General features: G+C 39.9%; 28 protein-coding genes. 25 read left to right on the top strand and 3 right to left on the bottom strand.

All coding sequences use genetic code 11. From position 1 onward, the window contains the following. The first annotated feature begins 45 nt into the window (after window positions 1–45). The 9 genes from A5878_RS10890 (at window position 46) to A5878_RS10850 (ending at window position 8,221) form a co-directional block, all read left to right on the top strand. Window positions 46–1,578 carry a lipopolysaccharide biosynthesis protein gene (locus A5878_RS10890; protein WP_010749364.1) on the top strand — a complete coding sequence of 511 codons (1,533 nt, stop codon included), beginning with the start codon at window positions 46–48 and terminating at the stop codon, window positions 1,576–1,578. Between the two features lie 61 nt (window positions 1,579–1,639). Then, window positions 1,640–2,983: an endolytic transglycosylase MltG gene (mltG, locus tag A5878_RS10885; protein WP_060792200.1), complete on the top strand. Its 1,344-nt coding sequence runs from the start codon at window positions 1,640–1,642 to the stop codon at window positions 2,981–2,983. A 115-nt stretch (window positions 2,984–3,098) separates the two neighbouring features. Next, on the top strand, window positions 3,099–3,578 hold the full coding sequence (gene greA / locus A5878_RS10880; protein WP_005229556.1) for a transcription elongation factor GreA: 480 nt from the start codon (window positions 3,099–3,101) through the stop codon (window positions 3,576–3,578). A gap of 152 nt (window positions 3,579–3,730) precedes the next feature. Further along, a complete protein-coding gene (liaF, locus tag A5878_RS10875; protein ID WP_010749367.1) occupies window positions 3,731–4,462 on the top strand; it encodes a cell wall-active antibiotics response protein LiaF in 732 nt (243 codons plus the stop codon). Continuing rightward, a complete protein-coding gene (locus tag A5878_RS10870; RefSeq protein WP_060792201.1) occupies window positions 4,459–5,526 on the top strand; it encodes a sensor histidine kinase in 1,068 nt (355 codons plus the stop codon). The genes liaF and A5878_RS10870 overlap by 4 nt, the downstream gene beginning before the upstream one ends. A 3-nt stretch (window positions 5,527–5,529) precedes the next feature. Further along, entirely contained in the window at window positions 5,530–6,159 is a 630-nt protein-coding gene (locus tag A5878_RS10865) for a response regulator transcription factor (RefSeq protein ID WP_005229563.1), read from the top strand. An 86-nt stretch (window positions 6,160–6,245) separates the two neighbouring features. Continuing rightward, window positions 6,246–6,911, top strand: coding sequence for a TrkA family potassium uptake protein (locus tag A5878_RS10860; RefSeq protein ID WP_005229566.1), 666 nt, complete (start codon window positions 6,246–6,248; stop codon window positions 6,909–6,911). 11 nt (window positions 6,912–6,922) lie between these two features. Further along, window positions 6,923–7,222: a HesB/YadR/YfhF family protein gene (locus tag A5878_RS10855; protein WP_005229567.1), complete on the top strand. Its 300-nt coding sequence runs from the start codon at window positions 6,923–6,925 to the stop codon at window positions 7,220–7,222. A gap of 57 nt (window positions 7,223–7,279) precedes the next feature. Continuing rightward, a complete protein-coding gene (locus A5878_RS10850; RefSeq protein WP_010749368.1) occupies window positions 7,280–8,221 on the top strand; it encodes a glycosyltransferase family 2 protein in 942 nt (313 codons plus the stop codon). 68 nt (window positions 8,222–8,289) lie between these two features. Here the strand turns inward: A5878_RS10850 and A5878_RS10845 are convergent, their stop codons facing one another. Both A5878_RS10845 and A5878_RS10840 read right to left on the bottom strand, forming a co-directional pair. Continuing rightward, a complete protein-coding gene (locus tag A5878_RS10845) occupies window positions 8,290–9,285 on the bottom strand; it encodes a phosphoglycerate dehydrogenase (protein ID WP_081091724.1) in 996 nt (331 codons plus the stop codon). A gap of 26 nt (window positions 9,286–9,311) precedes the next feature. After that, a complete protein-coding gene (locus A5878_RS10840; RefSeq protein WP_005236906.1) occupies window positions 9,312–10,121 on the bottom strand; it encodes a DUF1189 domain-containing protein in 810 nt (269 codons plus the stop codon). Window positions 10,122–10,253: 132 nt separating this feature from the next. On the opposite strand from A5878_RS10840, the gene A5878_RS10835 reads away from it, so the two are divergent. The 11 genes from A5878_RS10835 (at window position 10,254) to A5878_RS10785 (ending at window position 22,398) form a co-directional block, all read left to right on the top strand. After that, window positions 10,254–10,697, top strand: a complete 444-nt coding sequence (locus tag A5878_RS10835; RefSeq protein ID WP_034872204.1) for a GtrA family protein — start codon at window positions 10,254–10,256, stop codon at window positions 10,695–10,697. A gap of 76 nt (window positions 10,698–10,773) precedes the next feature. Next, complete coding sequence (locus A5878_RS10830; RefSeq protein ID WP_060792203.1) at window positions 10,774–11,379, top strand: superoxide dismutase; 606 nt, start codon at window positions 10,774–10,776, stop codon at window positions 11,377–11,379. Window positions 11,380–11,520: 141 nt separating this feature from the next. Beyond that, window positions 11,521–11,721: a cold-shock protein gene (locus tag A5878_RS10825; RefSeq protein WP_005229578.1), complete on the top strand. Its 201-nt coding sequence runs from the start codon at window positions 11,521–11,523 to the stop codon at window positions 11,719–11,721. Between the two features lie 254 nt (window positions 11,722–11,975). Then, a complete protein-coding gene (locus A5878_RS10820; RefSeq protein WP_074535133.1) occupies window positions 11,976–13,001 on the top strand; it encodes an LCP family protein in 1,026 nt (341 codons plus the stop codon). 407 nt (window positions 13,002–13,408) lie between these two features. Next, window positions 13,409–15,529, top strand: a complete 2,121-nt coding sequence (locus A5878_RS10815; RefSeq protein WP_086295557.1) for a penicillin-binding protein 2 — start codon at window positions 13,409–13,411, stop codon at window positions 15,527–15,529. Between the two features lie 188 nt (window positions 15,530–15,717). Then, window positions 15,718–15,999, top strand: coding sequence for a hypothetical protein (locus A5878_RS10810; protein ID WP_010749375.1), 282 nt, complete (start codon window positions 15,718–15,720; stop codon window positions 15,997–15,999). Between the two features lie 3 nt (window positions 16,000–16,002). Then, complete coding sequence (locus tag A5878_RS10805; RefSeq protein WP_005229585.1) at window positions 16,003–18,039, top strand: sodium:proton antiporter; 2,037 nt, start codon at window positions 16,003–16,005, stop codon at window positions 18,037–18,039. 203 nt (window positions 18,040–18,242) lie between these two features. Next, a complete protein-coding gene (locus A5878_RS10800; RefSeq protein ID WP_010749377.1) occupies window positions 18,243–20,150 on the top strand; it encodes an ABC-F family ATP-binding cassette domain-containing protein in 1,908 nt (635 codons plus the stop codon). 16 nt (window positions 20,151–20,166) lie between these two features. Continuing rightward, window positions 20,167–21,114, top strand: coding sequence for a thymidylate synthase (locus A5878_RS10795; protein WP_010749378.1), 948 nt, complete (start codon window positions 20,167–20,169; stop codon window positions 21,112–21,114). Window positions 21,115–21,157: 43 nt separating this feature from the next. Beyond that, entirely contained in the window at window positions 21,158–21,904 is a 747-nt protein-coding gene (locus tag A5878_RS10790) for a hypothetical protein (RefSeq protein WP_086295555.1), read from the top strand. Window positions 21,905–21,909: 5 nt separating this feature from the next. Continuing rightward, window positions 21,910–22,398 carry a dihydrofolate reductase gene (locus A5878_RS10785; protein ID WP_005229592.1) on the top strand — a complete coding sequence of 163 codons (489 nt, stop codon included), beginning with the start codon at window positions 21,910–21,912 and terminating at the stop codon, window positions 22,396–22,398. 62 nt (window positions 22,399–22,460) lie between these two features. Here A5878_RS10785 and A5878_RS10780 read toward each other — a convergent pair whose 3' ends face one another. Next, entirely contained in the window at window positions 22,461–23,114 is a 654-nt protein-coding gene (locus tag A5878_RS10780) for a hemolysin III family protein (RefSeq protein WP_005229593.1), read from the bottom strand. Between the two features lie 126 nt (window positions 23,115–23,240). On the opposite strand from A5878_RS10780, the gene A5878_RS10775 reads away from it, so the two are divergent. The 5 genes from A5878_RS10775 (at window position 23,241) to A5878_RS10755 (ending at window position 26,664) form a co-directional block, all read left to right on the top strand. Further along, window positions 23,241–24,083 (top strand): DegV family protein, encoded by an 843-nt coding sequence (locus A5878_RS10775; protein ID WP_026008095.1) that lies wholly within the window; start codon window positions 23,241–23,243, stop codon window positions 24,081–24,083. Window positions 24,084–24,295: 212 nt separating this feature from the next. Further along, the gene (locus A5878_RS10770; protein ID WP_086295553.1) at window positions 24,296–25,282 is read left to right on the top strand and encodes an SGNH/GDSL hydrolase family protein; all 987 of its coding nucleotides are present in this window, start codon (window positions 24,296–24,298) and stop codon (window positions 25,280–25,282) included. Then, window positions 25,279–25,929 carry a YpmS family protein gene (locus A5878_RS10765; protein ID WP_016610785.1) on the top strand — a complete coding sequence of 217 codons (651 nt, stop codon included), beginning with the start codon at window positions 25,279–25,281 and terminating at the stop codon, window positions 25,927–25,929. The genes A5878_RS10770 and A5878_RS10765 overlap by 4 nt, the downstream gene beginning before the upstream one ends. After that, complete coding sequence (msrA, locus tag A5878_RS10760) at window positions 25,929–26,450, top strand: peptide-methionine (S)-S-oxide reductase MsrA (protein ID WP_060792210.1); 522 nt, start codon at window positions 25,929–25,931, stop codon at window positions 26,448–26,450. The genes A5878_RS10765 and msrA overlap by 1 nt, the downstream gene beginning before the upstream one ends. Continuing rightward, complete coding sequence (locus A5878_RS10755) at window positions 26,443–26,664, top strand: YozE family protein (RefSeq protein ID WP_086295551.1); 222 nt, start codon at window positions 26,443–26,445, stop codon at window positions 26,662–26,664. The genes msrA and A5878_RS10755 overlap by 8 nt, the downstream gene beginning before the upstream one ends. The last annotated feature ends 24 nt before the right edge of the window (window positions 26,665–26,688 follow it).

The following is a 26,688-nucleotide window of genomic DNA, read 5'->3' as shown; positions in this document are numbered from 1 at the left end:
ATATTGAGTAAAGAAAATAAAATTTATTTAGTTGAAAGGATTCTAATGGAAAATAATCAAACAAAAAACTTATTTAAGAACTCATTTATCACTGGAGTTATTTTTGTAATTCAGATGATTATGAGTTTTGTTACAAGAACTCTTTTTATTAAATTCTTAGGTGTTGAAATACTGGGATTCAATGGTGTAATAAGTAATATTTTGATGGTTCTATCTGTTGCTGAGCTAGGGATAGGACCTGCCTTGATTTTTTCGCTTTATAAACCTTTAGCGGAAAATGAAGTCGAACTAGTGAAAATTCTGATGAAATTTTATAAAAAAATATATACTTTGATTGGCTTAATAATTGCAGGACTAGGGCTCGTTCTAATCCCTTTTTTACCCTTTATCGTAGATAGTTCTGCTCAGATTGATCATCTGTATTTGTATTATTTATTGTTTTTATCAAATACAGTAGTGTCATATTTCTTCACTTATAAAAGAAGTATAATTATAGCAGATCAAAAGAACTATATAGTAGCTTCAAATGACTTTTTATATTGGATGATGTTTCAAATCTCAAGTTGTTTTGCTATAATGCTATATAGTAGCTTTACTGCGTATCTGATCTTTCAACTTTTAAGTACGATAGCTGCTAATCTAAGTATTTCTTTTATAGCGGATAAAAAGTTTCCTTATCTTAAGGATAAACCCAGTGATACACAGTTGCCGCAAAATTTAAAATCTGAAATAAAGAAAAACACAATTGGTCAATTTACCAATAAAATAGGAACTATGGTTGTTAACGGAACTGACAACATCCTTATTTCAATTTTTATAGGTTTATCTCAAGTAGGAATGTATGTGAACTACACGTTAATAGTTACTTCCGTTACAAATTTAATCAATCAGATTATTAATTCAATGACCGCTACAATTGGAAACGTCGGAATAACTGGTTCCCGTTCAGATTCAGTGCGTATGTTTGAGAATCATCTTTTTTTTGTTCATTCTATCGGCTACTTTTGTAGTTTCTATTTGATTGTGTTGTTTAACCCATTTATTATTCTTTGGCTTGGCAGTAAATTTACGTTTAGTTTTTTTACAGTAATATTAATTGTTTTAAATTTTTCTATAACAATTTCGAGGAAAAGTGCGCTTAGCTTTATTGATGCTTATGGATTGGCATGGTACCAGAAGTATAAACCGGTTTTCGAATCTATAGTGAATTTGGGACTTTCTATACTTTTCATCACAGTGTTCCATCTAGGCGTTGATGGGGTTTTGTTAGGAACCATCATATCCAGCATAACGATTTCATGTTGGTTTGAACCATATGTTTTATACAAACATGGTTTTTCTGAACCGTTTAAAAAGTTTGCAATATTAGCTGTTAAAAATTATGGCACAACAGTAATAGGCTTAATATTGGCAATTGTAACAGCTCTATTGACATCAGAGCTTAGAGGATTTCAAGGTTTTATTCTCCAAATTTTAATCACAAGTACAATATTAATATCTTCATTTATTGCTATTAATATTAAACGAAGAGAATTTCGTTGGTTCCTACACCTTGTTTTAAGAAAAAAACATAATTAATTTCTAAAACAGTTTCACTAGTGATATCATTTAATTAAGAAGAATTTAAGGAGGAGTTGTTTTGTCTAAACAACAGCATCCAGAAAAATCGTTTAAAGACGAAGTTTTAAAGTCTTTAGAGTCAAACCAAAACAAAGAACGGGATATAGGAAGCGAATTGAATTCTCAGCAAGAAGAGCGTCAATCAATCATTTCTCGGTCGAATAAAGAAAGCACAGAGAAAGAAAAAGGCTCTAGAAGCCAAAGTAAAGCTTTTGGTCACAATAATAAAATAGACCCAAATAATGACGATTTAACGGGGAAAAACCAACGCAGATTGCAGCGCAGCAAGGAAGACAAAATAGTTAATAAGATCGTGTTGATTGTTGTTCTTGTTTTCTTAGTAATCGGCGGAATATTAGGTTTCTCAGCTTATCGATATGTTACTTCAAGTTTGCAGCCATTAGATCCCGATGATACTGAGAAGGTGACGATTGTTATTCCAAGCGGTTCTTCGAATAAAGCAATTGGTGAAATCTTAGAGGATGAGAACATTATTAAAAGTGGAATGATTTTTAATTATTACACAAAATTTAATAATCTGACGGGCTTTCAAGCAGGAACATATCATTTTTCACCAAATATGACACTGGAAGCGATAAGTGAGCAGTTGCAAAATGGCGAAGGCTCGGTCACCTCTGATGCAAAAGTGACGATTCCAGAAGGATTTGATGTTGATCAAATCGGTGATGCTCTAGCGGAAGCAACGAATATCTCGAAAGACGATTTCTTAGCTTTGATGGAAAGCGATGAGTTCTTTGAAAAAATGAAAGAAACCTATCCTGAGCTTTTAGCAAGTGCCGGCGATGCGCAAGGTGTGCGTTACCGACTAGAAGGATACTTGTTCCCAGCGACGTATGACTACTATACAGGGAATACCCTAGAAGAAGTCGTTACCCAAATGGTGGATAAATCAAATTCAGTCTTGTCGAAATATTTCGATCAAATTGCTCAAAAAGAAATGACGGTTCAAGAAGTCCTTACTTTGGCTTCACTTGTTGAAAAAGAGGGTAGTAAGCTAGAAGATCGTAAAAATATCGCACAGGTATTCTTCAATCGCTTAGCGATTGATATGCCGCTGCAATCGGATATTTCGATTCTATACGCGTTAGGTGAGCACAAAGAGCTAGTTACTTATGAGGACACTCAAGTTGACTCTCCTTATAATCTATATGTGCATACTGGCTACGGACCTGGACCATTCAACAATCCAAGTGAAGCAGCGATCCAAGCGGTCTTAGATCCAACACCGAACAACTACTATTATTTCGTTGCTGACATTCAAACCCAAGAAGTTTACTTTGCGGAAACCTATGAACAGCATATGCAATTAGTGGAACAATATGTAAACAATACCTCAAATTAAATTTTCATAGGTTTATAGTTTACATTTAAAAAAAAGCATGGTAATCTTTTGTGGACTCATCGCAAAAGATTACCTTTTGCGATTTATTAGAAGTTACTAAAAGGAGAAAAGAACTATGGTAGAAAAAGTTTACCCAATGACACTTGAAGGAAAAGAAAAGCTAGAACAAGAATTAGAAGAATTGAAAACGGTAAAACGCGGCGAAATCATTGAACGTATCAAGGTAGCCCGCAGTTTTGGCGATTTATCCGAAAACTCAGAGTATGAGTCTGCTAAAGATGAACAAGCGTTTGTCGAAGGCCGAATCACTACTTTAGAAAATATGATTCGTTTTGCAGAGATCATTGATAATGAGGGTGTAGACTCTGATGAAGTTTCCATCGGAAAAACAGTTATTTTTGTTGAGTTGCCTGATGGTGACGAAGAAGAGTACATGATCGTCGGTAGTGCTGAAGCAGATCCATTTTCTGGTAAAATTTCCAATGATTCACCAATCGCTCGTGCCTTGATTGGGAAAAAAGTCAATGATGAAGTGACGATCTCAACGCCAGGCGGAGATATGCAAGTAAGAATCACAGAAGTAAAGAAAAGCTAATTGCTTGATCACTCGATCAATCTAGTTGACCCTGTTGTTCATTCTCCTTTAGGGAATTTGATCAAACAGGGTCTTTTTTCGGACCAGCGACGGATGGACAAACCATTTTTTTCAGGTATGATAGAGTAGAATTACTAGGAGGAGGAGCTTGAATGAAAAGTCCTTGGCGTTTTTTCTTTATTGTTGAAGCGCTCTTACTGCTTTTTGCGGTATGGCAAATTTTATCTAATCCGCCATTATTATTTTTATTAATACTTGGTGTGACGTGCTTGGTCCTTGTGAACCGAAGTGAGCGCAAGAGCAATTTTAAAAATTTCTTGATGGTCTCAAGTTCCATTGCTATTTTGATCAGTTTGTTAAATAGTCCAGCACTGTGGCTGATGCTGATTTTTGCGATTTTATTTATTGGTTTAAAAGGAGTCGAGATTACCGGAATCGACTTAACTAAAAATTCATTCTGGCGCAAAAAACAAATGATTATCGTTGAAACTGAAGAACCCAAAGCTGATCATCCACTGAAACAAAAGCAGCAATGGTTAGGTAATGAACGGATCGGCAGTCAAGTCTATGAATGGGACGATATCAATTTAGATATCTTGACGGGGGACACTTTTATCGATTTAGGCAACACTTTATTGCCTAAGAAAGAAAACGTCGTGATCGTACGAAAAGGCTTTGGCAGAACTCGTATTTTAGTGCCTGCTGGTATAGCGATCAAATTAGAGCACAGTACTTTTATTGGCTCCGTTATTTTTGAAGGCGAAGAAACGAGCTTGAAAAATGAAAAAGTGACGATCTACAGCCCGGATTATGGCGAAAATAGTCGGCGTTTGAAAATCTTGACGAATACCCTTGTTGGTGATGTTGAGGTGATTCGGGTATGATCGGGAAATTTTCAAGAGGCATGATTGCTTTTTATGCAGGATTAGCAAGTTTTTTCACCATGATTTTGATGCTGTTTTCCTATTTATATGCCAGTGGGAAAAATAATTGGCTGATAGAAGTCTTTCAAATCAAGCTCTTCTTTATCCCAATCGTCTTTCACTTACTTGTAATATCTGCATTGATTGCTTTAGCTGTCTTTTTACTGATTTCTTTTTTTCGCAACCGTCAATACGGTCCGGTGGAAGAAAAGTTAAGACTGTTAGCCAGCGGCTATATCGATAGCCCTTTATTGGAAACAAAAATCCCCCATGCGTCTGAAAACCATTTGATTGCGAATGTGGATCGTGATATTGCCAGTATCCAATCGAAGATGAAACAGATGTCGATGGAATTACAGCAATTGAATGCGAAACCGCAGTTTGTTGATGGTCAGACAAAAGAAGAGATTTTAGAAGCAGAAAGGCAGCGTCTGGCTCGTGAATTGCACGACTCTGTTTCTCAACAGCTGTTTGCCGCCATGATGATGATGTCTGCACTAAATGAGCAAGCGATTCGAACAGATGCTCCAGAAAGCCAAAAGAAACAGTTAGCTATGGTCACAGACATTATCAATGCTTCGCAATCTGAAATGCGGGCGCTCTTGCTTCATCTACGACCTGTTACTTTGGAAGGGAAGAGTCTAAAGCAAGGAATCGAGCAATTGTTAAAAGAATTAGAGACCAAAATCAAAATTCTATTGACTTGGGATATTGAAGACTTTACGATGCCTAGTTCGATTGAAGATCAACTCTTTCGTGTGATCCAAGAACTCTTATCTAATACACTGCGTCACGCCAAGGCCAATGAGTTGGAAGTTTACTTGCATCGCATTGATAATAACGTGTTGTTGCGGGTGATCGATGACGGTGTTGGCTTTGATCCACAAGATCAAAAGGCCGGCAGCTATGGCTTGATGAATATCCGAGAACGGGTAAGTGCCGTTGGCGGAACGTTGAAAATTATTAGTTTTAAAAATCAAGGAACCAGTATTGAAATTAAAGTTCCACTGTTGAAGGAGGTATAAGGTATGATTAAAGTGTTGTTAGTTGATGACCATGAAATGGTTCGTCTGGGGGTTTCTTCTTATCTATCGATTCAAGACGATATAGAAGTAATTGGGGAAGCGGAAAATGGTCGAGTCGGGTATGAAAAGGCATTGGAATTACGTCCAGATGTGATTTTGATGGATTTGGTGATGGATGAAATGGATGGGATCGAATCTACGAAATTGATTTTAAATGATTGGCCCGAAGCAAAAATCATTATTGTCACTAGTTTTATTGATGACGAGAAAGTCTATCCTGCTATTGAAGCGGGTGCGGCAGGTTACCTGTTAAAGACGTCTACTGCTCATGAGATTGCGGAAGCCATTCGTGCAACCCAGCGAGGAGAGCGGGTCTTAGAACCCGAAGTCACCACGAAAATGATGGATCGTTTGACGAATCGGACACCGATCCTACATGAAGATTTGACCAATCGGGAACAAGAAGTGTTACTGTTGATCGCCGAAGGAAAGAGCAATCAAGAGATTGCGGATGCACTCTTCATTACGCTGAAAACAGTGAAGACACATGTGTCAAATATCTTATCAAAATTAGAAGTAGAAGATCGTACACAAGCTACGATATATGCTTTTAAACATGGTTTGATAAAATAAAGTCTTAATAATCATACCTCCTCATGGCAAGCAGAGGAGGTTTTTGTTATACTAAATTATGATCTGGTAAAAAAGGAGCGTTTGTGGTGAAGCAAAATTATGCAATAATCGGTCTGGGCCGTTTTGGTGGCAGTATTTGTCGTACGTTGATTGAATCGGGGCAAGAAGTACTGGCGATCGATAGCAACGAAGATCGTGTCAATGAGTATATGAATATCGCCACCCATGCGGTGGTCGGCAACGCACAAGATGAGATGACGTTACGCTCATTGGGTATCCGTAACTTTGACCATGTCATTGTTGCGATTGGTGAGGATATTCAAGCTAGTATTTTGGTGACCTTGATGGTCAAAGAAATGGGTGTACCTAATATCTTAGCGAAAGCCCAAAACGAATACCATGCCCGTGTACTGGAAAAACTCGGCGCAGACCGTGTCGTTCATCCCGAACGTGACATGGGGATTCGCATCGCCCATAATCTAGTTTCCAAAAATATTTTAGATTATATTGAACTATCTGACGAATTTTCTCTAGCAGAGATTCGCGTGTCCAATCCACGCTTTTTCAATAAATCCCTGATTGAGCTGAATTTTCGACAAAAATATGGTCTGACAGTCGTTGCGATTCGTCGGGGACCAGGACAAGTGATCGTTTCGCCTGATGCAGAGGCGATCGTGCGTGAAAATGACAATTTACTCGTGATCGGCAATACAGATGATGTAGATATACTTGATGAACATATGAATGATTAGGAGTGAAGAAAATGAACTTAACAATAAGTCCTGAAGCAATGCAATGGTTTAAAAAAGAATTGGTGGTAGACCAAGGAAGCGGGATTCGTTTTTTCGGAAAAATTTATGGCAAAACACAAGTGCATGACGGATTTTCCGTGGGAATGTCAGTCGATAAACCAGAACGTCCGATCGTCGAACAAACCATTGATGGCTTGCTTTTTTTTATTGATGAAGCAGACGAATGGTTTTTCAAAGGCTATGATCTAACTGTGGACTATGATGAAACGTTAGATGAACCGAAATATGATTTTAGCGAAGATAAAAAATAATGTGGATTCGGTCCCAGCTGACCGATTTCCCACGATTGGCTCTAGGAGATGAAACCGATGTTATCAATTGTTGTACCTTGTTTTAATGAAGAGGCAAGCTTGCCGATTTTTTTTGAAGAAACAGAAAAAGTGAAGAAACACTTAAATATGCCTTTTGAATATATTTTTGTTAATGACGGGTCTTCAGATCAAACTCTGTCTGTTTTAAGAGACTTGTATCACGCCCACCCTGAAAGTGTTCGCTATCTATCTTTTTCGAGAAACTTTGGCAAAGAAGCTGCTCTTTATGCGGGGCTACAAGCTGCTAGAGGCGATTTTGTCACTGTAATGGATGCAGATTTACAAGATCCGCCGTCATTACTACCTGAAATGTTTTCTTTGCTAAGAAGTAAACCAGAGCTTGACTGTGTGGGTACGAGACGTGCCGATAGAAAAGGTGAGCCAAAGATTCGCAGTTTTTTTTCGAACTCGTTCTATAACATCATCAACAAAATTGCCGATACTGAAATGGTAAACGGTGCGCGAGATTTTCGCTTGATGCGCCGCAATATGGTTGATGCAGTTTTACAGCTGTCAGAGTACAATCGCTTTTCAAAAGGGATCTTCAGCTGGGTTGGGTTTGATACAGAATACATCGCCTATGAGAATCGAGAAAGAGTAGCGGGTGAGACGTCCTGGTCATTTTGGAAGTTATTCCAATATTCGATCGATGGCATCGTCAATTTTTCAGATACACCTTTGAATATCGCCTCGTTTATTGGTGCGCTTTCCTGTTTTGGTTCTCTGATTGCTTTGATCTTTATTGTGATAAGAACCTTTATTTTTGGAGATCCGACATCAGGGTGGCCTTCAATGGTCAGTATCTTCTTATTTGTTGGTGGATTGCAATTGCTTTGTTTAGGGATCATCGGCAAGTATATCGGAAAAATTTTCTTAGAGACTAAAAATAGACCCTTGTACTTCTTGAAAGAAACCGAAAAAGACCAAGAAAAACAATGATAAAATAAAAGTGTACAATTTGAAGGGGTTGCCTTCAACTGTACACTTTTTTTTTCGGAAAGAATTTGTTAGTATCCCTTATCCAAGTTTATCTCATTTTTAACAAGTTCTTGTTTTGTTAAAAATTGTTGGAAATTCGCTAAGAAAATATCCATAAATGCCTTTTGAAAATGGGGCGTGTGTCCTGAGATATGAGGAGTAATCAACAGGTTTTCGGTATGCCATAGCGGATCATTTTCTGGTAGAGGTTCCTCTTCAAAAACATCTAGTGCGGCAAATGCCAGCTGCTTTTTCTCTAAAGCCTCTGTTAATGCGGCAGTATCCACGCTAGGACCGCGACCGACATTATAAAATGAAGCGGAAGGCTTCATTTGTGCAAAGAAGGCTTCCTCATACAAATGTGTGGTTTCTTCTGTCAGTGGAAGAATATTGATGATGCAATCGGCGGTTTTTGCGCAAGCGCGTAAGTCAGATAACGCAAACGTTTTTTCAAAACCCGCCACCTCATGGCCGCTTGTATTAATGCCAATCGGATGTACACCAAAAAAGGTTAATGCTTTGGCTAATCTTTGGCCGATTTGTCCCGTACCAACGATCAAAATCTCTTGATCAGATAGCTTTGCATAAGGAATCGTATCCGGTGACCATTGCTGTTTTCTCTGTTGCTGAATTACTTGGAAAATCCCGCGGTTTTCCATAAATAGTAGAGCCAACAAATGGTCTGTGATCGATTCGGCATGGATGCCGCTGCCATTAGATAAGCGAATATTGTATTTCGCAAACTCTTTTAATGGTAAGGTGTCTACGCCAGCTGAAATCGCTTGGACCCATTTCAAATTTGTTTTCTCCGTTAGCAGGTAGTCCTTCCATTCCGACTTCCAACCAATGGTGATTTCTACTTGTGACCAATCAATTGCTTGGTCCTTTGTGTACACAAGAAATTGATAGTCTTTTTCGATTTGTTTCACATATGTGTCGCGAAACTCTCGAGTGGCTAAGATTATTTTTTTCATTGCCAAGCCTCCTTGTATCTTAAGTGTAGCAAAGAATGAGAAAAAAACCATGTTCAAGGAATTGAACATGGCCTAGATTAGGTTTTAAACTGAATTTTTGGAGAATGTTTGACCCCTTGTGTGAATAAGAATAAAGAACCAAACAAAATAAAGGTGGTTGCATCGAAGGAAGGCAATAGTAGTTGTACGATTACACTAATAAGCGTAGGCAATGCAGCACTTACGATCAGAATCTTTAAATTTTCAAAGAAAGTATAGGAGAATCGTTTTAATCTTGTATAGATCGTTGCAATAAAGGTCCCCATCACTAAGGTGATCAGCAAGCTGACAAATGATGGATACAATGCAACAAAAAAGACAATGAGTTTGATTAGCCATGGAATTGCTTGGTTTGATAGCGCTTCTCGAATCGCCTGACCGTTAAGATTGCGCAGCGCAGGCTCACTGTAATCAAATTCTAATTGATTAGAATCTAACATTGACGTCGATAAGCCAGAAGAGGGGATACGGATGACCAGCTGATCTTTTAACAAGCCAACAGCGATGACAGAGCCAGTAACATCAGATGCAATATCTGCTGGCGTACGGTTGCCATCTGGATCGAAAGTAAAGATGATCGAATCGGTTTGATAAATGAAACCTTGCGTATCCGGCGCTGTAGCAAGCTGCCCATTTTCGATCGTAAAATCTGGAATCGATTCTCCAATTTTTTGTCCGTCTGCTTGCACATCGCGAAAGACACCTAATACATTGATGGTCATCGGTACCGCGATAAGCACGGAGGCGCTTAATAGAAAAACGATTACTTTGGAAAATTCTGCTTTTTTGACAAATTTTAAATCAGGTATTCGGAAAAAAGCAATTTTAAATAGTTGGACGATAGTCATTTGCTGATGAACTCCTTTGTGGTATAACTAGAGTAATTGTAACGAAGGGTTCTTTGAATTACAAGGAATTCACAAAAAAAGAACCAATAATCGAATGAATGAATAAATAAAGAAATGAAAGTAGGCAAAAGAATGCAAAAGTACAACGAATACAAGCAGTTCTTGCAGCAAAAAAAGTTGTGGGAGCCGATTACGTATTTATTTTTTGGTGGATTAACGACTGTAGTCAACATTGTCGTCTATCTCATTTTTCGTGAAGGATTTGGTCTTTATTACCAGACAGCGAATGTGATTTCATGGATTGCTTCTGTTTTGTTCGCCTACTTTACAAATAAGTTATGGGTTTTTGAAGCAAAAACCGAGACAAAGCAAGAGTCATGGGCGGCATTTGGGAAGTTCATTTTCTTTCGTGTCTTATCATTAGGCTTAGATATGCTTTGTATGTATCTATTTATTTCAATTTTGGCAACCGGCGATCTTGTTGCCAAGCTGGTCACCCAAGTCGTTGTTGTTTTGGCAAATTATGTATTTAGTAAATTTTTGATTTTCAATACGAAAAAAAGTGAGAAAAAGTAAGCATATTTTTTGAACAAAGTCTGATAGTCTGATAATGTTACTTATGTAAACATTATCATTGAGGAGGATTTTTTTTATGACTTACACATTACCAGATTTACCTTACGCATACGATGCATTGGAACCATATATTGATGAAGAAACGATGCATTTGCATCATGATAAACACCACAACACTTATGTAACAAACTTAAATGCAGCGATTGAAAAACATCCTGAATTAGGTGAAAAAACAGTTGAAGAATTATTAGCAGACTTTTCTTCTGTACCTGAAGATATTCAAACAGCGGTTCGCAACAATGGCGGCGGCCATGCTAACCACACGTTCTTCTGGGAAATCTTAGGCCCAAATGCTGGTGGCGAACCTACTGGGGCAATCAAAGAGGCAATTGAAGAAACATTCGGCAGCTTTGAAGACTTTAAAGAAGAATTTAAAACTGCTGCAACTGGACGTTTTGGTTCAGGTTGGGCATGGTTAGTCGTTAAAGACGGTAAACTAGCAATCACTTCAACAGCGAATCAAGATTCACCATTGATGGATGGTCAAACACCTGTTTTAGGTTTAGATGTTTGGGAACATGCGTATTACTTAAAATATAAAAATGTTCGTCCAGAGTACATCAATGCTTTCTGGAGTGTTGTTAACTGGGATAAAGTGAACGAATATTTCGCAAAAGCTTAATCAAACTATTAGGAAGAAGCCTGTCTAAGGGCTTCTTTTTTGTTGATGGAAAGAAATTTCGTTATTGCTAACGCTTACATATTCCGCTATAATGAAATCGACGGAATCGTCGGATTATAATTATTGGAGGCTTTACACACTATGGAACATGGGAAAGTAAAATGGTTCAACAACGAAAAAGGGTTTGGTTTTATTACAGTTGATGGTGGCGATGATGTATTTGTTCACTTCTCTGCCATTCAAGGAGATGGTTTTAAATCGCTTGAAGAAGGACAAGAAGTTGAATTTACGATCGTTGAAGGTGCCCGCGGACCGCAGGCAGCGGAAGTAACCAAAGTCTAATTACTTAATTACAGAATCGACTGAAAACCTTGCAGCTAAGCAAGGTTTTTTTCGTCCTAGCTAGTTTCTGGCAAAACCATGAAGGAAAAGAATGAGAAAATTATTTCTTTCCTTCAAGTGAGGGATACTTTCGTTTTGTTTCATTTACATTACATTTTTATTAAAACAAAAGTTTTATAACAAATGAGATTGCTGTATGATATAAATTATGCGAAAATTTAGTCGATTGTTATTTTTATCGGACGAGGTGCAAGATGCGAAAATATCAAAGAATAGTAATAGGAACATTAGGGATTTTAGTCCTGGGAATTATCGGATTAACTGTGTACGGCTTGCAAGTTTATAAAGATACAAGTTCAACTTTTGAACATATTTCTAAACCAGTAGATCGAAAAACAAAAAGGCGTTCAGAAACTGTCAACATTGAAAAAAGAGAACCTTTTTCCATCTTGTTACTAGGAATTGATACCGGAGCTTTAGGAAGGACCGAACAAGGCCGTTCAGACAGCATGATGGTTGTTACAGTAAATCCAGAAAAAAAGCAATCTACGATTGTTAGCTTGGATAGGGATATATTTACTCAAATCGTCGGGTATGGAACGCTAGATAAGTTAAATCACGCATATGCTTTTGGCGGAGAAGCCATGGCAATGGATTCTGTGGAAAATCTTTTGGATATACCGATTGATCATTATGTGACAATCAACATGCAAGGCCTGAGAGATTTGATTGATGCAGTTGGTGGGATCAAAGTAACGAATGATATCGACTTTACGCTAGAGGGGGTTCATGTTCCAAAAGGAAAAATCACTTTAAATGGGAAAACTGGTCTAGCTTATGCACGCATGCGTAAAGAAGACCCAGAAGGAGATATTGGTCGGCAGAAAAGACAACGTGAGGTCGTAACAAAAATTCTAAAAAAAATAATGAGTTTGGACGGAGTCAATAATTATCAGAAAATATTAAAAGCAGTTGAGAAAAATTCAAAGACGGATCTGACATGGGACGATATGCTGGATATCGGAAAAAACTATTTACCGGCTTTTACGACGATTCATCAAGAGCAGCTGCAAGGGGAAGGGCAAATGTTGAATGATGTCTACTATCAGCTTTTAGGGGTCAATCAGCTCTTACACATGCAAAATACACTCAGAGAACAACTGGCCCTCCCTCCAAACAATCAGCTTTCACAAGGAGATGAACATACGCAAGGCTATGTGAACTATCAGTTCTATGATGACAGTGCAGTGTTTTCCGATGGTGAGGATGCGAGTGAATAAAACCATATAGCTGTCTTTCGATCATTTGAGGGTGTGTCGCTTTACACATCTCCTTCAACTGTTTGATAGGATAGCGGAATCGATACATGGGCAACTGCTTTTGTGTCGATTTTTCGTTTATATGAAAGATCCCATCGCTTCAATCGATCTAGTTTTCCACAAAAACTGAAATGTATATCTTGTTTCACGAAATCAACAAATGAAAAAACAGAAGAAAGCTTAAAAAAACAATTTTTTCATGAAAGAGTGAAAATGAAACAATCTATCTGTGAAACATTCAGGCAGATATCGTTGAGTTTTTATAGTTTTTTCTAAGGATTAATGGATATTTTTTGTTTTTTCTGTTTCAGATCGAATTTTTTGGTAAAATAGGACAGTAGTCATTATAGATTGGAAGGATAGATGAGATGAAGAATTTGAAAGATAAAGTTGTCCAAGGGATACGTAAGGGGCCAGAAGAACCAAAGGCCAAATCGTATCGCAAATCTCATGTTCCATTTCGATTGAACTTTTTGTTTTTTATTATATTTGCTTTGTTTGTATCATTGATTGTCCAATTAGGCTATCTACAGATCGTCAATGGCGAAAATATTGAGCAGCAATTGAAAGCTTCATCTGTAGTGGAAGTAAAAGGAAGTGCCCCTCGGGGTATGATTTACGATGCTTCTGGGAAAGCTTTAGTGGAAAATCAAGCCAATGCAGCAATCACTTTTACCCGTGGAAACAAAATGACCGCTCAAGATCTTTTAGAAACGGCCAAAAAATTGAGCGAGTTGATCGAAATGCCAGTCGACAAAAACTTGTCTGATCGAGATCTTAAGGACTTTTGGTTGGCAGATGAAGACAATCTTGAAAAAGCAACTGAACGATTGAGTGATGAAGAGCGTTCTTTAGGTACTTCTGAACAATATGCGGCAACCGTTGAGAAAGTGACTGAAGAAGAAATCAATTTTTCCGATGCCGAATTAGAAGCAGCCACGATTTTCAAGCGGATGAACAGCGCACAATCCTTGAGTACGGTCTTTATTAAGACGTCGGATGTGTCTGACCAAGAATTGGCAGTTGTTGCTGAAAACATGGTCGATTTACCAGGAATCTCCACCGGGACCGATTGGACACGAAAGATCGTTGAAGGAAGTTCTCTGGCTAGTTTGATCGGAACGGTGACTAGTGAAGAACAAGGAATACCTGAAGAAGTTCTAGACGAATTCTTAGAAAAAGGTTACGCACGTAATGATCGCGTTGGACGTAGTTATTTAGAACAGCAATATGAAGAAGTTTTACAAGGAACAAAATCCATCTCTGAAATATCGCTTGACAACAACAACAATATTGAAAGTCAAAAAGAAACCTTTGCAGGCGCAAAGGGGGATAATCTGGTTTTAACACTCGATGCTGAATTTCAAGCGAAAGTTGACAAGATTTTGCAAGACAATTTTCAAAAACTGATTGATTCTGGTGCTGCAGAGTATTCCCCAGGGGTATACGCAGTGGCGTTAAATCCGAAAACCGGCGGTGTCCTTTCCATGTCCGGGTATCATCATGACACGGGATCAAATGAAATGCAGGAAAATGCCATTGGTACCTTTATTAATTCCTTTGTACCAGGGTCCGTCGTCAAAGCAGGAACCTTGGCTGCCGGTTGGGAAAACGGCGTCTTAAACGGCAACGAAGTGCTGCTGGATCAACCAATCAGAATCGGCTCCGATGTAAAAGCTTCTATTTTCAACCCAACTGGGGCAAATAATCGCAATCTTTCTGCGGAGCAGTCATTGGAAGTTTCTTCTAACTCCTATATGATGCAAGTCGCTTTACGTTTGATGGGCATCAATTATCAGTCAGGCATCTCGATTCCAACAGTGGATCGTCAAGGGGATGTCTACGAAAAACTCCGTTCCTCTTTTGCCTCTTTTGGTATGGGAACTGAAACAGGTATCGATTTACCAGGAGAAGCAACTGGTATCAGCACATCTATTGAGAACATGGACCCTGTCAGTGATGGCGGAAAGATCCTCGACTTAGCATTCGGCCAGTTTGATACTTATACGACACTGCAACTGGCACAATATGCAGCAACTGTTGCTAATGGTGGCAAAAGATTGCAGCCTCACATCGTTGACGGAATCTACGACAATGATGAAACAGGCGGACTAGGTTCGCTGATTGAGGACATCGAACCAACGGTATTGAACGAGGTTGGTTTATCAGATGCGCAAATGCAAATTATCCAAAATGGTTTTTACGATGCGGTTCATGGAACGGATGCTTGGGCAACTGCCAAAGGCTTGGCTTCTGCGAAAATGGAAGTCTCTGCCAAAACAGGTACTGCCGAAACACCCATCGTGGATAGTAATGGCAATACCATCAGCTTAGTTAACTTAAACATCGTTGCCTACGGTCCAAGTAGTGATGCGGATATTGCGATTGCGATCGTGATGCCTCAATTAAAAGGAGACACCGATACGCATCCCAATATTCAAATCGCGAAAGAGATCATGGATGCTTATTACGACTTGTATATGAAATAAACAAAAAATCGCAGTGAAAGCTGCGGTTTTTTTAGTTTATAAGAATGCGGATAAAAAACCATCTTTTAGTGAGAAAGGCTTGCTATTTTTGAATGATTGGCTTAGAATACTAGCGGTCAAGAGATAATTTTGATTTATACGATAAATAAAAAGATAAACTGATAATAAAAGGGGCCCTAAGCACAATCATGAACAAGGAATGTTTAAGCAAACAAGAACTGATGAAACAGTTGGGACAATTTACACCAGCTGAAAAAAAAGAGATTCGTGAGTACTTGCAACGGAAAAATCCATTGCTTTTTCGTAAATTTGAGCGAATGAAACACGATCTTTACCGCTTGGAATCACGGCGTGTCCAATGCGAAATTGAAAATAACGAAAAGGAGTTAGATCTTTTAAACGATAAGATCCTTTTGAAAAAAGAAGATTTTCTTGAGCTGTTATTAGCTATTCGAAAGAAAAGAGGGTAATGGATGGAATTTATTGAACTCGTCATTATCATTGCAATTCTCGTCACGTTATCAAATGTGGCGAGCAAAATATTACCCTCGGTACCGATCTTTTTTATTCAAATCATCTTAGGGATTTTACTAGGTTTAACAGAAATGGGACAGGAAATCGCTTTTGAACCGGAAATGTTTTTAGTAATGATCATTGGACCATTGCTGTTTCGTGAAGGAGAACGAGCAGATGTACCTGAAATCCTCAAAAACAGCAAGATCGTATTGTTTTTGGCTTTTGGCGGCGTTTTAATGACACTGTTTGCTGTCGGCGGAACGCTCCATTGGTTGATGCCCACGATTCCTCTGGCTGCTTGTTTCGCTTTTGGTGCTGCGTTAGGACCAACTGATGCAGTGGCAGTCTCCTCATTAGCAAAACGTTTGAAAATTTCCAAAAACATTATGCACATTCTGGAAGGCGAGGGCTTACTGAACGATGCTTCAGGGGTTACCGCATTGCAGTTTGCTATCGTAGCTTTGACCACCGGGAGCTTTTCAGCAGCCAACGCAGGGTTCCAGCTCCTATTCTCTAGTATCGGCGGCGGGCTTGTCGGTTACTTGATCGTGTGGCTGAAACGCCGAATTTTGCGCTTTATTGAAAAAATCTCGGCACAAGATGTCACAGTATACTTATTGATTGAACTGCTCTTGCCATTTGCTGCCTATTTGCTGGCCGAAATGATTGGCGTCTCAGGGATTATCGCAGCAGTTGTGGCAGGTGTAGCCCAAGCCCAAAGAAAACGCCGGATCTCATTGTTTGATGCAGAGCTGGCGAACATTTCAGAAAGTACTTGGTCGACCATTGTCTTTACATTGAATGCATTGGTGTTTCTTTTTCTAGGAATCGAGTTGTCACAAGTATTTTCACCAATCTGGGAGAGCAATAATTATGCAAACTGGCATCTAGTGATTACGATTTTGGTGATCACGGCGGTGATCTTCCTTGTTCGTTTTCTCTTTTTGTTGTTTTACTATTGGTTTTTACAGTCAAAAAAACAAGTATCAATGAATCAAGTCGCCTTGTTGACTTTTGGCGGAGTCAAGGGAACAGTCAGTTTGGCAGCCATCTTTATTTTGCCTGTGATGGTGCATGATGCACCCTTTCATGAAAGAGGCTTGCTTCTGTTTTTGACCGCTTGTGTGATCTTACTGACATTGATCATCAGCGTGATGGTCTTGCCATACTTGGCAGATGGGGAAGCTGCCGAAAGCGTCGACTTCAATCACTTGCTGATCTTAGAAGACGTCATCGAACAATTGGAAGCAGAAGAAAAGCAAGAACTCTCGGATAAAGGCCGTTTAGCGATCGATGCTGTCATCAATTCCTATGAAAATCGGCGCTGGGAGTTGTATCGCAATAGTTTGACTGATTCAGAAAAACAAGAAATCCAAGAAATTCAAGGATTGATCCTATCGATCGAACAAGACGGCTTGGATGAAGCTTATCGAAATGGGAAAGTCAGCTTAAATGGCTACCGTTTTTATTCACGGTTTATTTCTCAGCAACAGCATTCCCTCGCAAAACAAATTCTCTCATTCTTTAGTTTTTGGCTCTTCTTTATTCAGCGATTTATCCGTATTTTGATTCATCCTCGCTTGTTTTTACAGCGACAGCAGCAGCTAAAAGCTGCCTTGAAGCAACGAGACATTTCTGAAGTACAAAAAATTTACTTAAAGAACAGTGAATATATTTTTCATAGTTTGAGCAATTTAGAAGATGTCTATGATTCCTCGCTGATCAATTTCTTTATTCGTCAACGAGAAATGAGCATCAAACGATTTGAACACAGCAATTTCATTGAAACGATCATGATCGAGCAAGACCCGATTTTTGTTAAGAAAGTCCTTTGGGGCTATTACCTTGAGCGCAAGACGATCGATGAATATGAAGTGGCGGAAAAAATCTCAACGATTTCTGCAAATGAATACCGACGCAATGTCAATCTGTTAGAATCGTATGCGATGTCTCGAGCAGAAGAACAGCCGAAGCAGCGAATGTTTCGCCGATAAAACGTCTCAAGAGGCGCACAACTTGAGGCACGTTTTATGGAGTGTCTTCGTCAGGTTATTCCTAAAAGATGATCAACAGCGATGATCAGAAGGAGTAGACTGACGAAGGCATTCTTTTTTTACAAAAATTGATTTTTTTCTCTCATCGTTTCCGCTGATGAAATGTGGTACAATGAGCGAAGAAAAAACTCAGGAGGGATTCTGTGAAAGAATTAAAAGTAAGTGAATTAACCAAAACATATGGTGAAAAAACACTGTTTGATCAGCTTTCTTTTCTGATACATGAAAAAGATCGAATCGGTTTGATCGGTGTCAATGGCACGGGTAAATCGAGTTTGTTACGGATCTTGGCCGGTTTGGATCGCGGTGATGGCGATCGCCAAACGGTATTTGCCGCCCAAGATTATCGCATCGGTTTCTTGACTCAAGACAATCAGTTACAAGAAGAATTATCTGTTGTAGATGCTGTTTTTCAAGGCACCAGTCCGCTGATTCGCGTTGTTCGTGACTATGAAAAAGCGCTGATTGCCTTAGAGAATAATGGCTTGGATCAACAAACGCAACGGAATTATCAGTTGGCAGAAGAAGCGATGAATAAAGCCGATGCTTGGAATACAGATACAACTGCCAAGATCATTTTACAAAAACTTGGGATCAATGAGTTAGAAAAAAAGGTCAGTGAATTATCTGGAGGTCAAAAGAAACGAGTGGCTATGGCTCAAGTATTGATCGATGAACCAGACTTGTTGTTATTGGATGAACCGACTAACCACTTAGATTATGATGCGATCCAATGGTTGGAAGGCTATCTAAAAAATTATCGGGGTGCATTATTGATGGTGACCCACGATCGCTACTTTTTGGATCGAGTCGTTAATCGGATCTTTGAATTGTCCTTTGGTAAGCTACATGAATATCAGGGCAATTACGAGACGTATCTTCATGCTCGAGCAGAAAGAGAACGTGTGGAGGAGACGCAAGAAGACAAGCGCAAGCAGTTGTACAAACATGAGTTGGCTTGGATTCGCACTGGAGCGAAGGCCCGTACAACGAAACAACAGGCACGGATCGATCGTTTCGATGATTTAAAAGAAAACCTACATCAAGTAAAACGAAACGGCGAAGTGGCCATTGATGTTGCTACGACACGCTTAGGCAAACAAGTCTTAGAGCTAAAAGATGCGAGTTATCAGATTGAAAACAAAACGATTTTGTCTCACTTTGATTTGTTGATTCAATCAAGAGAACGCTTAGGGATCACAGGAGAAAACGGAGCGGGTAAATCAACGTTGCTCAATATTTTAGCTGGACGCCTGCCTTTAGAAGAAGGAGAGCGTACGATGGGCGTGACTGTGAAAATGGCTTATTATACGCAAACGATTGAAGCGATGAACCCTGATCAGCGAATGATTGCGTATTTGCAAGAAGCAGCCGAGGAAGTGCAAAAAGTGGATGGCTCCCAAGTCAGTGTCGCAGAAATGCTGGAACAGTTTTTATTTCCGCGATCCATGCATGGCACCAAGATCGGCAAGCTGTCTGGCGGGGAAAAACGACGACTATTTTTACTCAAGCTATTGATTGGACAGCCAAATGTTCTCTTGTTAGATGAACCGACCAACGATTTGGATATTGATACCTTGACGATTTTGGAAAGTTATTTGGAAACATTTCCAGGTGCAGTCATCACTGTTTCCCATGACCGCTACTTTTTAGATAAAGTTGCCCAAAAATTGCTGATCTTCGAAGGAAATGGCAGGATTACGTCCTACTTTGGTTCCATCAATGAATATCTAGCAGCCAATACCAATAAAGCTAGTTCGAGTGTACTAGAGCCAAAAGAAACAAAAACCGATTCACTTTCTGCTGAAAGTGAGGCGTCTGCTGCAGCGCCTGTCAAAAAGAAACTGAGTTATATGGAACAAAAAGAGTGGGCGACGATTGAAGATGATATCGCGGCATTAGAAGAAAAAGCAGCCGCTTTGACCGAAGAAATGAATCATCAAGGCGCGGACTTTACTAAGCTGCAAAAATTACAGCAAGAAATCAGCGAGGTTGAAACGCAACTGGCAGAAAAAATGGATCGTTGGGAATATTTGAGCGAATTTGTGTAGAGTAAAGGAGAGAACGATGGAACAAGCATATTTAGATCTAGGAAGAAAAATATTAGCAGAAGGCAATGATAAAAGTGATCGTACAGGAACGGGAACACGCAGTGTCTTTGGTCATCAAATGCGTTTTGATCTGTCCCAAGGCTTTCCATTGCTGACAACAAAAAGAGTTCCTTTTGGCTTGATCAAGAGCGAATTATTGTGGTTTCTAAAGGGAGATACCAATATCCGCTACCTGCTGGAACATAATAACCACATTTGGGATGAATGGGCGTTTGAACGCTATATTAAAAGTGATGCTTATACAGGTCCTGATATGACAGACTTTGGTCGCCGTTCATTAGTGGATGAAGCTTTCAATGAACAGTATCAACATGAGTTGAAACTATTTTGTGAAAAAATCTTAGCCGATGATGCTTTCGCTGAAACTTTCGGCGATTTGGGCCATGTATATGGGTATCAATGGCGGCATTGGGAAAAAAGTACGGGCGGGTTTATCGATCAAATCAAAGAAGTGATCGACATGATCAAAACGACGCCGGATTCTCGCCGTCTGATCGTCTCCGCATGGAATCCTGAAGATGTACCGACGATGGCGTTGCCACCTTGTCACACAATGTTTCAATTTTATGTTCATGAGGGTCGCTTAAGCTGTCAGCTGTATCAACGCAGTGCCGATGTCTTTTTAGGCGTTCCCTTCAATATTGCTAGTTATGCGCTATTAACGCACCTGATTGCTCATGAAACTGGACTAGAAGTCGGGGATTTTGTCCATACATTAGGCGATGCTCATCTGTACAGCAATCATATGGAACAGATGAAGGAACAGTTGACTCGTTCGGTACGTCCTGCGCCAACCTTACAGTTAAATCCTGAAAAACAGTCGATTTTTGATTTTGAAATGGAAGATATTACCTTGGCAGGGTATGATCCGCATCCAACGATCAAAGCACCGATCGCAGTTTAAGTGGTTGTTTGGTTTCATTTCATAAAGAAAGGAATGAGGCGTAATGGTAAATACCCACAAGCGAGGCTTTGCGGCGACCTTTCATCAGAGACATGCTGGATCGATTACTGTAGCGCTCATTGAGCAAGTCATCGATTTCTTGCATCAGCACTATGCTGCAGTTTGGCTATCCGTATCCGAAGAAACAGTGCCAGAGCTAAAGGAAGCCATTCGATCAAATCAGCAGTGTACTGCCATTTTTATACCAGCAAAAGGAGCAGCGGATGCCCGCAGAAGGCTTGTTTTTGCTGCCCAGCACCACCTGCCAGCTCTGGATTCGCTGCATATTTGTGATTTTGATCGCGTGGTGACGTGGATTAAGACCTATCCAGAAGAACTAGTGGCAATAAGCAAAAAGCCTTTACCTGCGAATACGTATTGTATCCTTGGACGAACTGCAAGGGCATTTGCGAGTCATCCGCAAACGTGGCAAAGAACGGAGCGCCTGATCAACGAGATCGCTGCTGACTTCTTTCAAATAGAAGAAGTTGATGTCGCAGCTGGCAGTGCTCTCTTTCCAATTTCCCTGATACCGACCTTGCTGAAAAACAACAACGCGCATTTAAACGATGGGGAATGGCCGCGAAATGTCCAAAGAAGCGGCGGCACAATTGTTTACCAAGCCTGTGATGGCTTGCGCTTTGAGGAGCGCAACAAAGATCCATTTGAGCATGAATCAGCTTTTCAGCTGATGCAGCGGCTGCAGGTTGCTGCTATTATTTCGGAATCATTTTATACAGAAGGGATGTAATTTTTATGTTGATCGCACTTTGGGCACAAGATCAAAAGGGGTTGATCGGAGCGGATGGTACACTGCCGTGGCATTTGCCGAATGATTTGAAATTTTTTAAAGAGCAAACTATCAATAATACGATTATAATGGGGCGCAAAACCTTTGAAGGCATGGGAAAAAGATTACTGCCACAGCGTACGACGATCGTTTTGACGAGTGATCGGGATTATCAAGCCAACGGCGCCTTAGTGATGCATGACCGTGAGGAAATTTTGGCGTATGTGAAGCAGCAAGAGCATCCCGTTTTTTTAACTGGTGGAGCAGGTGTTTTTGAAGCGATGATTGACGATTGCGATCAATTGTACCGTACAGTGATCGCTGCGGAATTTAACGGAGATGTGTATTTCCCAGAGATTGATTGGACGCAATGGAAACTTGATCATGTGATCGATGGGATTGTCGATGAAAAGAACCATTATCCCCATCAATTTGAATTTTATCGTAGAAAATAAAAGAACAGGAAGCTTTCTGCAGCGAAAGTTTCCTGTTCTTTTTTTGTAAGCAGGCTTCATTTTTAGGTATACAACAAGACGGAAAAGTACATCAGTCCAGCACCTAACATAACGAATAAGTGCCAAACCACATGCATGAACCGAACGGATTTTAAACTATAGAATAGCGCACCTACAGTATAAGAAACACCACCGCTTGCTAGTAAAAAGGTTCCCCAGTAGCCTAAATGTTCGATCAGAGGTTTAAAGGCAATAACACATAACCAGCCCATGATGATGTAGATCAGGGTGGAGATTTTTGAGACGGTCTCTTTTTTATGAAGAGTCAGTGACTTATAAACGATGCCGCTAATTGCTAGTAGCCAAATCAAGACAAAGAGTGACCAGCCAAGCCAGCCTTGGATACTAAGCAAGCAAAAAGGTGTATAACTTCCAGCGATCAGCAAGAAAATGGAGGCATGATCAAAGACTTGGAAGACCTTTTTTGCTTTGGTAAAAATCAAACTGTGAAATAAGGTAGAAAAGAGGAAGAGCAAAATCATCATCGACCCATAAATGGCATAGGAAACGATGTGGATAGGTGACCCTAGATTTGCCCCCTTGATTAAGAGGATGACCAGTCCTGCGATACTCAGTCCTAATCCGATCCCGTGGGTTACTGCATTTAATACTTCATTGACGATCAAATATCTGCGACTAAACTTCATGTGCTGCATTCGGCACCGTCCTTTCGAATCGAAATTAGATGAAAAAAAATTTTCTCTCTGTTATACTTAGTATAAATGGTCTATGGTTATTTTACCACGAAAAAAGACTTGATTTAAAGAGAGAGTGAATATATGATGGCAAATCTTAAAATTGTGACAGATTCTTCCAGTACGATGGAACCAAGTGTCCGTGATGCTTTGGCTATCCATGTCGTGCCTTTATCTGTAATGATCGATGGTGTCGTTTATCCAGATGATGAAACGCTGCCGGGAGAAAAATTTATGCAAATGATGGCGCAAGCCAAAGAATTACCTAAAACTAGCCAGCCGCCGATCGGTCATTTTGTAGAACTGTATGACGAATTAGGCAAAGATGGCAGTGAAATACTATCGATTCATATGACCAAAGGTCTTAGTGGAACTGTGGAAGCGGCTCGTCAAGCCAGTCATTTATCAAAAGCCAAAGTCACTGTGATCGATAGCGACACGACAGACCAAGCGTTGGCTTTTCAAGTGATTCGGGCAGCAGAATTGGCTAAAGCCGGTAAGACATTAGAAGAAGTTTTACCAGAAGTGGATCTGGTGCGTGAGCATACAAAATTATTTATCGGCGTTTCAACGTTAGAAAACTTAGTAAAAGGTGGGCGCATCAGTCGTGCCAAAGGTCTTTTATCGAGCTTACTGAACATGAAAGTGATCATGGATTTTGATCATTCAGAACTGATTCCAGTCGTCAAAGGACGCGGCGTCAAGACGTTCAATAAATGGTTTGAGGAATTAAAAGCAGAATTGAAGAATATGCCAAAAGTGACGAAAATTGGTATTTCTCATGCAGAAGGGTTAGAAATCACGGAACGTTTCCAAAAAGAACTAGCAGAATTGTTTCCTGACTTGGAGATCCCATTGCTTCACACAACACCGATCATCGCCACTCATACAGGTAGAGGTGCGTTTGCGATCACTTACAGTACGGAATAAAAAAGGTGCTTCCTTTCAGCGATTCGTTTGACGACGAATCGCTTTTTGGTGTATGAAAAGCTGAAAGAAAGAAAAAGCAGAATGAAGCTGCGATTCTTTGTCTATTCAGAGAGTAGGGAGCTGTTTTCTTTCTTAAGTTTGAAGGATTGCGACTAGGAATTTTATGAGAATTTTGTTAAAATAGCAAAGATTACAAAGGAGTTTGAATACCTGTGAAATGGAAGAAATTAGTAACTTATTTGATCGTTGTGGGACTGATAGCCGTTGGAACGGGTGTACTGTTTCATTTAGCTATTCCCAAAGCGCAACCACTGCTGACCCCTGTGGATAAGCTAGCAGCCAATGATTCGAAAAAATCCGCCATTGAATACCTCGCGCTTGGGGATTCATTGACAGAGGGTGTTGGAGATGAAACAGCTCGGGGCGGCTTTGTGCCTATTTTGGCAGGAGATCTAGAGGACCGCTATGATCTGAGCAATTTAGTAACCAAAAATTATGGGGTCGCTGGTGAACGAAGCGACCAGATTTTAAAACGAGTCAAAAATGATGAAGACTTGCGCCAAGACCTTAGTCAAGCGGACCTGATTACTTTGACCGTCGGCGGAAATGACGTCTTAAAAGTGATCCAAAGCAATTTCTTCGGTCTGAGTATCGAGACGTTTACGGAACCGATGGCAGAATATAATGAACGCTTAAAAGATTTATTCGCTCAAATCCGTGAACTAAATAGCGATGTCCCAATCTATGTTTTGGGTATTTACAATCCATTTTATCTGAACTTTCCAGAGATCACCGACATGCAGACGATCATTGATAACTGGAATAAACAGACGGAAACGTTCGTCAATCAGCAAGAAAATGCCTTTTTTATTCCTATCAACGATTTGCTCTATAAAGGGTTAAGTGATGAGGTCGGTATTGCGGATACAGAAGAAGACGCAACTGAGGAAACAACACAAACAACCGACACTGGAAGTTTACCTGAGTCATCGGCGCCAAATGCTGATGAGACACAAAGCAGCACGTCGGCGACTACCGACTCATCGCAAGCTGTCGGGAATAATATCACCAACAATGTTTTGTATGAAGGCGATCGCTTCCATCCCAATAATCTTGGGTATCAACTGATGGCGAATGCCGTTCGCGATGAAGTGATCAAAACACAAAACTATTGGTTGCTAGAGGAGGAAGCAAAATGAAACCAAGCGAATCAAAGAAGCAGCCGGAAAAAACAGCTGCAAGCACTAAAAAATCGATCAACTACTGGAAAATTGCTTTTCTAGTTCTGGTCGGCATCCTATTGGGGACAACGGTTTTCTTTGCTTCAAGAATTTTTCAGCAGCGAGAAACTGGCTTAAATGAAAGTGCTGAACTTGTTCAACGGGAGGGCAGTCCTGTTCTGACCGTTAACAGCAACAAAAGCCAAGTCAATCAATTGATTGATTTTTATCTATCTGATTTTCAAAAGGATCAAGAGGTAAAATATAATTTTGAGCTGAGAAACGAAGCACTCTTAACAGGCGAGTTTCAAGTATTAGGGTTTCCTATCACGTTTTATCTCTATTTTGATCCTTATGTGACAGAAGAAGGCAATGTCCAATTAAAAGCCAAAAGTTTATCGATTGGCACCTTGGATTTGCCCACCAGTGAAGTAATGAAAATGATCAAACGTAGTTTTAAATTTCCCGAATGGATCGATGTCAATGCCGATGAACAAATTATACTGATACGATTGGATCAATTCCGCATGCAAAACGGATTGTTCATCAAGGCAAACAAAATCAATCTTGTAGATGATGAAATTCAAATGAGCTTATATTTACCAGCTGAAACGGAGGATGAATAATGGAACGAGCAATTTTTGCAGGTGGGTGTTTCTGGTGTATGATCCAGCCCTTTGATGAACTCGAAGGGGTGCATTCGATTTTTTCTGGCTATACCGCAGGACATACCGAAAATCCAACCTATGAAGAAGTCAAAAGCCATCAAACAGGGCATACTGAAGCAGTAGAAATCATTTTCGACCCAGAAAAAATCAGTTATGAGGAGCTCTTGACGATTTATTGGCAGCAAACAGATCCAACCGATGCTTTTGGCCAATTTGAAGATCGCGGCGACAATTATCGTCCGGTTATCTTCTATTTTAACGAAGAGCAGCGAAAAAAAGCCGAAGCCAGCAAAGCAGCACTTCAGGCTTCCGGTCGCTTTATCGATCCGATCGTGACTACGATCGAACCAGCGCAACCCTTTTATTTAGCTGAAGAAGAACATCAAGAGTACTACAAAAAGAATCCTGAAAATTTTGCTCGCAATCATGCCCGTCGAGCAGCCTTTTTAGAAGATCATTGGGAGCAAGAACATGCGTAAAAGTTTTTATAGCTATTTAATGGCAGTCAAAGGTCCGAGTCATACAGATGAGGCTCAGGTCTTTGCCACTCATGCGAGTCATGATATTCAGTTTCCAAAGCACAGTGATGATTATGATGAAGTCTCTTCTTATCTGGAACTAAACGTTGATTATTTGCCATCCATGGATATTTTTGATCGTATCTGGGCAGAGTATCTCGAAAATAACAAATAAAAACGTCCTTCGTTTTGCCTGCAC

Origin of the sequence: Enterococcus sp. 3G6_DIV0642, from assembly GCF_002140635.1 — a bacterium.
In the GTDB taxonomy this organism is placed as follows: domain Bacteria; phylum Bacillota; class Bacilli; order Lactobacillales; family Enterococcaceae; genus Enterococcus_D; species Enterococcus_D casseliflavus.
The sequence above is the reverse complement of the archived record's forward strand: the minus strand, read 5'-3'. Positions and strand labels throughout refer to the sequence as shown.

Bases quoted from the DNA above. Each gene is read 5' to 3' on its own strand.
- A5878_RS10815 (WP_086295557.1), top strand. From the start codon at position 13,409: ATGAAGAATTTGAAAGATAAAGTTGTCCAAGGGATACGTAAGGGGCCA.
- A5878_RS10755 (WP_086295551.1), top strand. From the start codon at position 26,443: ATGCGTAAAAGTTTTTATAGCTATTTAATGGCAGTCAAAGGTCCGAGT.
- A5878_RS10845 (WP_081091724.1), bottom strand. From the start codon at position 9,285: ATGGTTTTTTTCTCATTCTTTGCTACACTTAAGATACAAGGAGGCTTG.
- liaF (WP_010749367.1), top strand. From the start codon at position 3,731: ATGAAAAGTCCTTGGCGTTTTTTCTTTATTGTTGAAGCGCTCTTACTG.
- A5878_RS10855 (WP_005229567.1), top strand. From the start codon at position 6,923: ATGAACTTAACAATAAGTCCTGAAGCAATGCAATGGTTTAAAAAAGAA.
- A5878_RS10765 (WP_016610785.1), top strand. From the start codon at position 25,279: ATGAAACCAAGCGAATCAAAGAAGCAGCCGGAAAAAACAGCTGCAAGC.
- A5878_RS10865 (WP_005229563.1), top strand. From the start codon at position 5,530: ATGATTAAAGTGTTGTTAGTTGATGACCATGAAATGGTTCGTCTGGGG.
- A5878_RS10835 (WP_034872204.1), top strand. From the start codon at position 10,254: ATGCAAAAGTACAACGAATACAAGCAGTTCTTGCAGCAAAAAAAGTTG.
- A5878_RS10775 (WP_026008095.1), top strand. From the start codon at position 23,241: ATGGCAAATCTTAAAATTGTGACAGATTCTTCCAGTACGATGGAACCA.
- A5878_RS10840 (WP_005236906.1), bottom strand. From the start codon at position 10,121: ATGACTATCGTCCAACTATTTAAAATTGCTTTTTTCCGAATACCTGAT.
- A5878_RS10790 (WP_086295555.1), top strand. From the start codon at position 21,158: ATGGTAAATACCCACAAGCGAGGCTTTGCGGCGACCTTTCATCAGAGA.
- A5878_RS10870 (WP_060792201.1), top strand. From the start codon at position 4,459: ATGATCGGGAAATTTTCAAGAGGCATGATTGCTTTTTATGCAGGATTA.
- A5878_RS10850 (WP_010749368.1), top strand. From the start codon at position 7,280: ATGTTATCAATTGTTGTACCTTGTTTTAATGAAGAGGCAAGCTTGCCG.
- A5878_RS10785 (WP_005229592.1), top strand. From the start codon at position 21,910: ATGTTGATCGCACTTTGGGCACAAGATCAAAAGGGGTTGATCGGAGCG.
- greA (WP_005229556.1), top strand. From the start codon at position 3,099: ATGGTAGAAAAAGTTTACCCAATGACACTTGAAGGAAAAGAAAAGCTA.
- A5878_RS10825 (WP_005229578.1), top strand. From the start codon at position 11,521: ATGGAACATGGGAAAGTAAAATGGTTCAACAACGAAAAAGGGTTTGGT.
- A5878_RS10805 (WP_005229585.1), top strand. From the start codon at position 16,003: ATGGAATTTATTGAACTCGTCATTATCATTGCAATTCTCGTCACGTTA.
- A5878_RS10810 (WP_010749375.1), top strand. From the start codon at position 15,718: ATGAACAAGGAATGTTTAAGCAAACAAGAACTGATGAAACAGTTGGGA.
- A5878_RS10780 (WP_005229593.1), bottom strand. From the start codon at position 23,114: ATGCAGCACATGAAGTTTAGTCGCAGATATTTGATCGTCAATGAAGTA.
- A5878_RS10830 (WP_060792203.1), top strand. From the start codon at position 10,774: ATGACTTACACATTACCAGATTTACCTTACGCATACGATGCATTGGAA.
- msrA (WP_060792210.1), top strand. From the start codon at position 25,929: ATGGAACGAGCAATTTTTGCAGGTGGGTGTTTCTGGTGTATGATCCAG.
- A5878_RS10890 (WP_010749364.1), top strand. From the start codon at position 46: ATGGAAAATAATCAAACAAAAAACTTATTTAAGAACTCATTTATCACT.
- A5878_RS10820 (WP_074535133.1), top strand. From the start codon at position 11,976: ATGCGAAAATATCAAAGAATAGTAATAGGAACATTAGGGATTTTAGTC.
- A5878_RS10795 (WP_010749378.1), top strand. From the start codon at position 20,167: ATGGAACAAGCATATTTAGATCTAGGAAGAAAAATATTAGCAGAAGGC.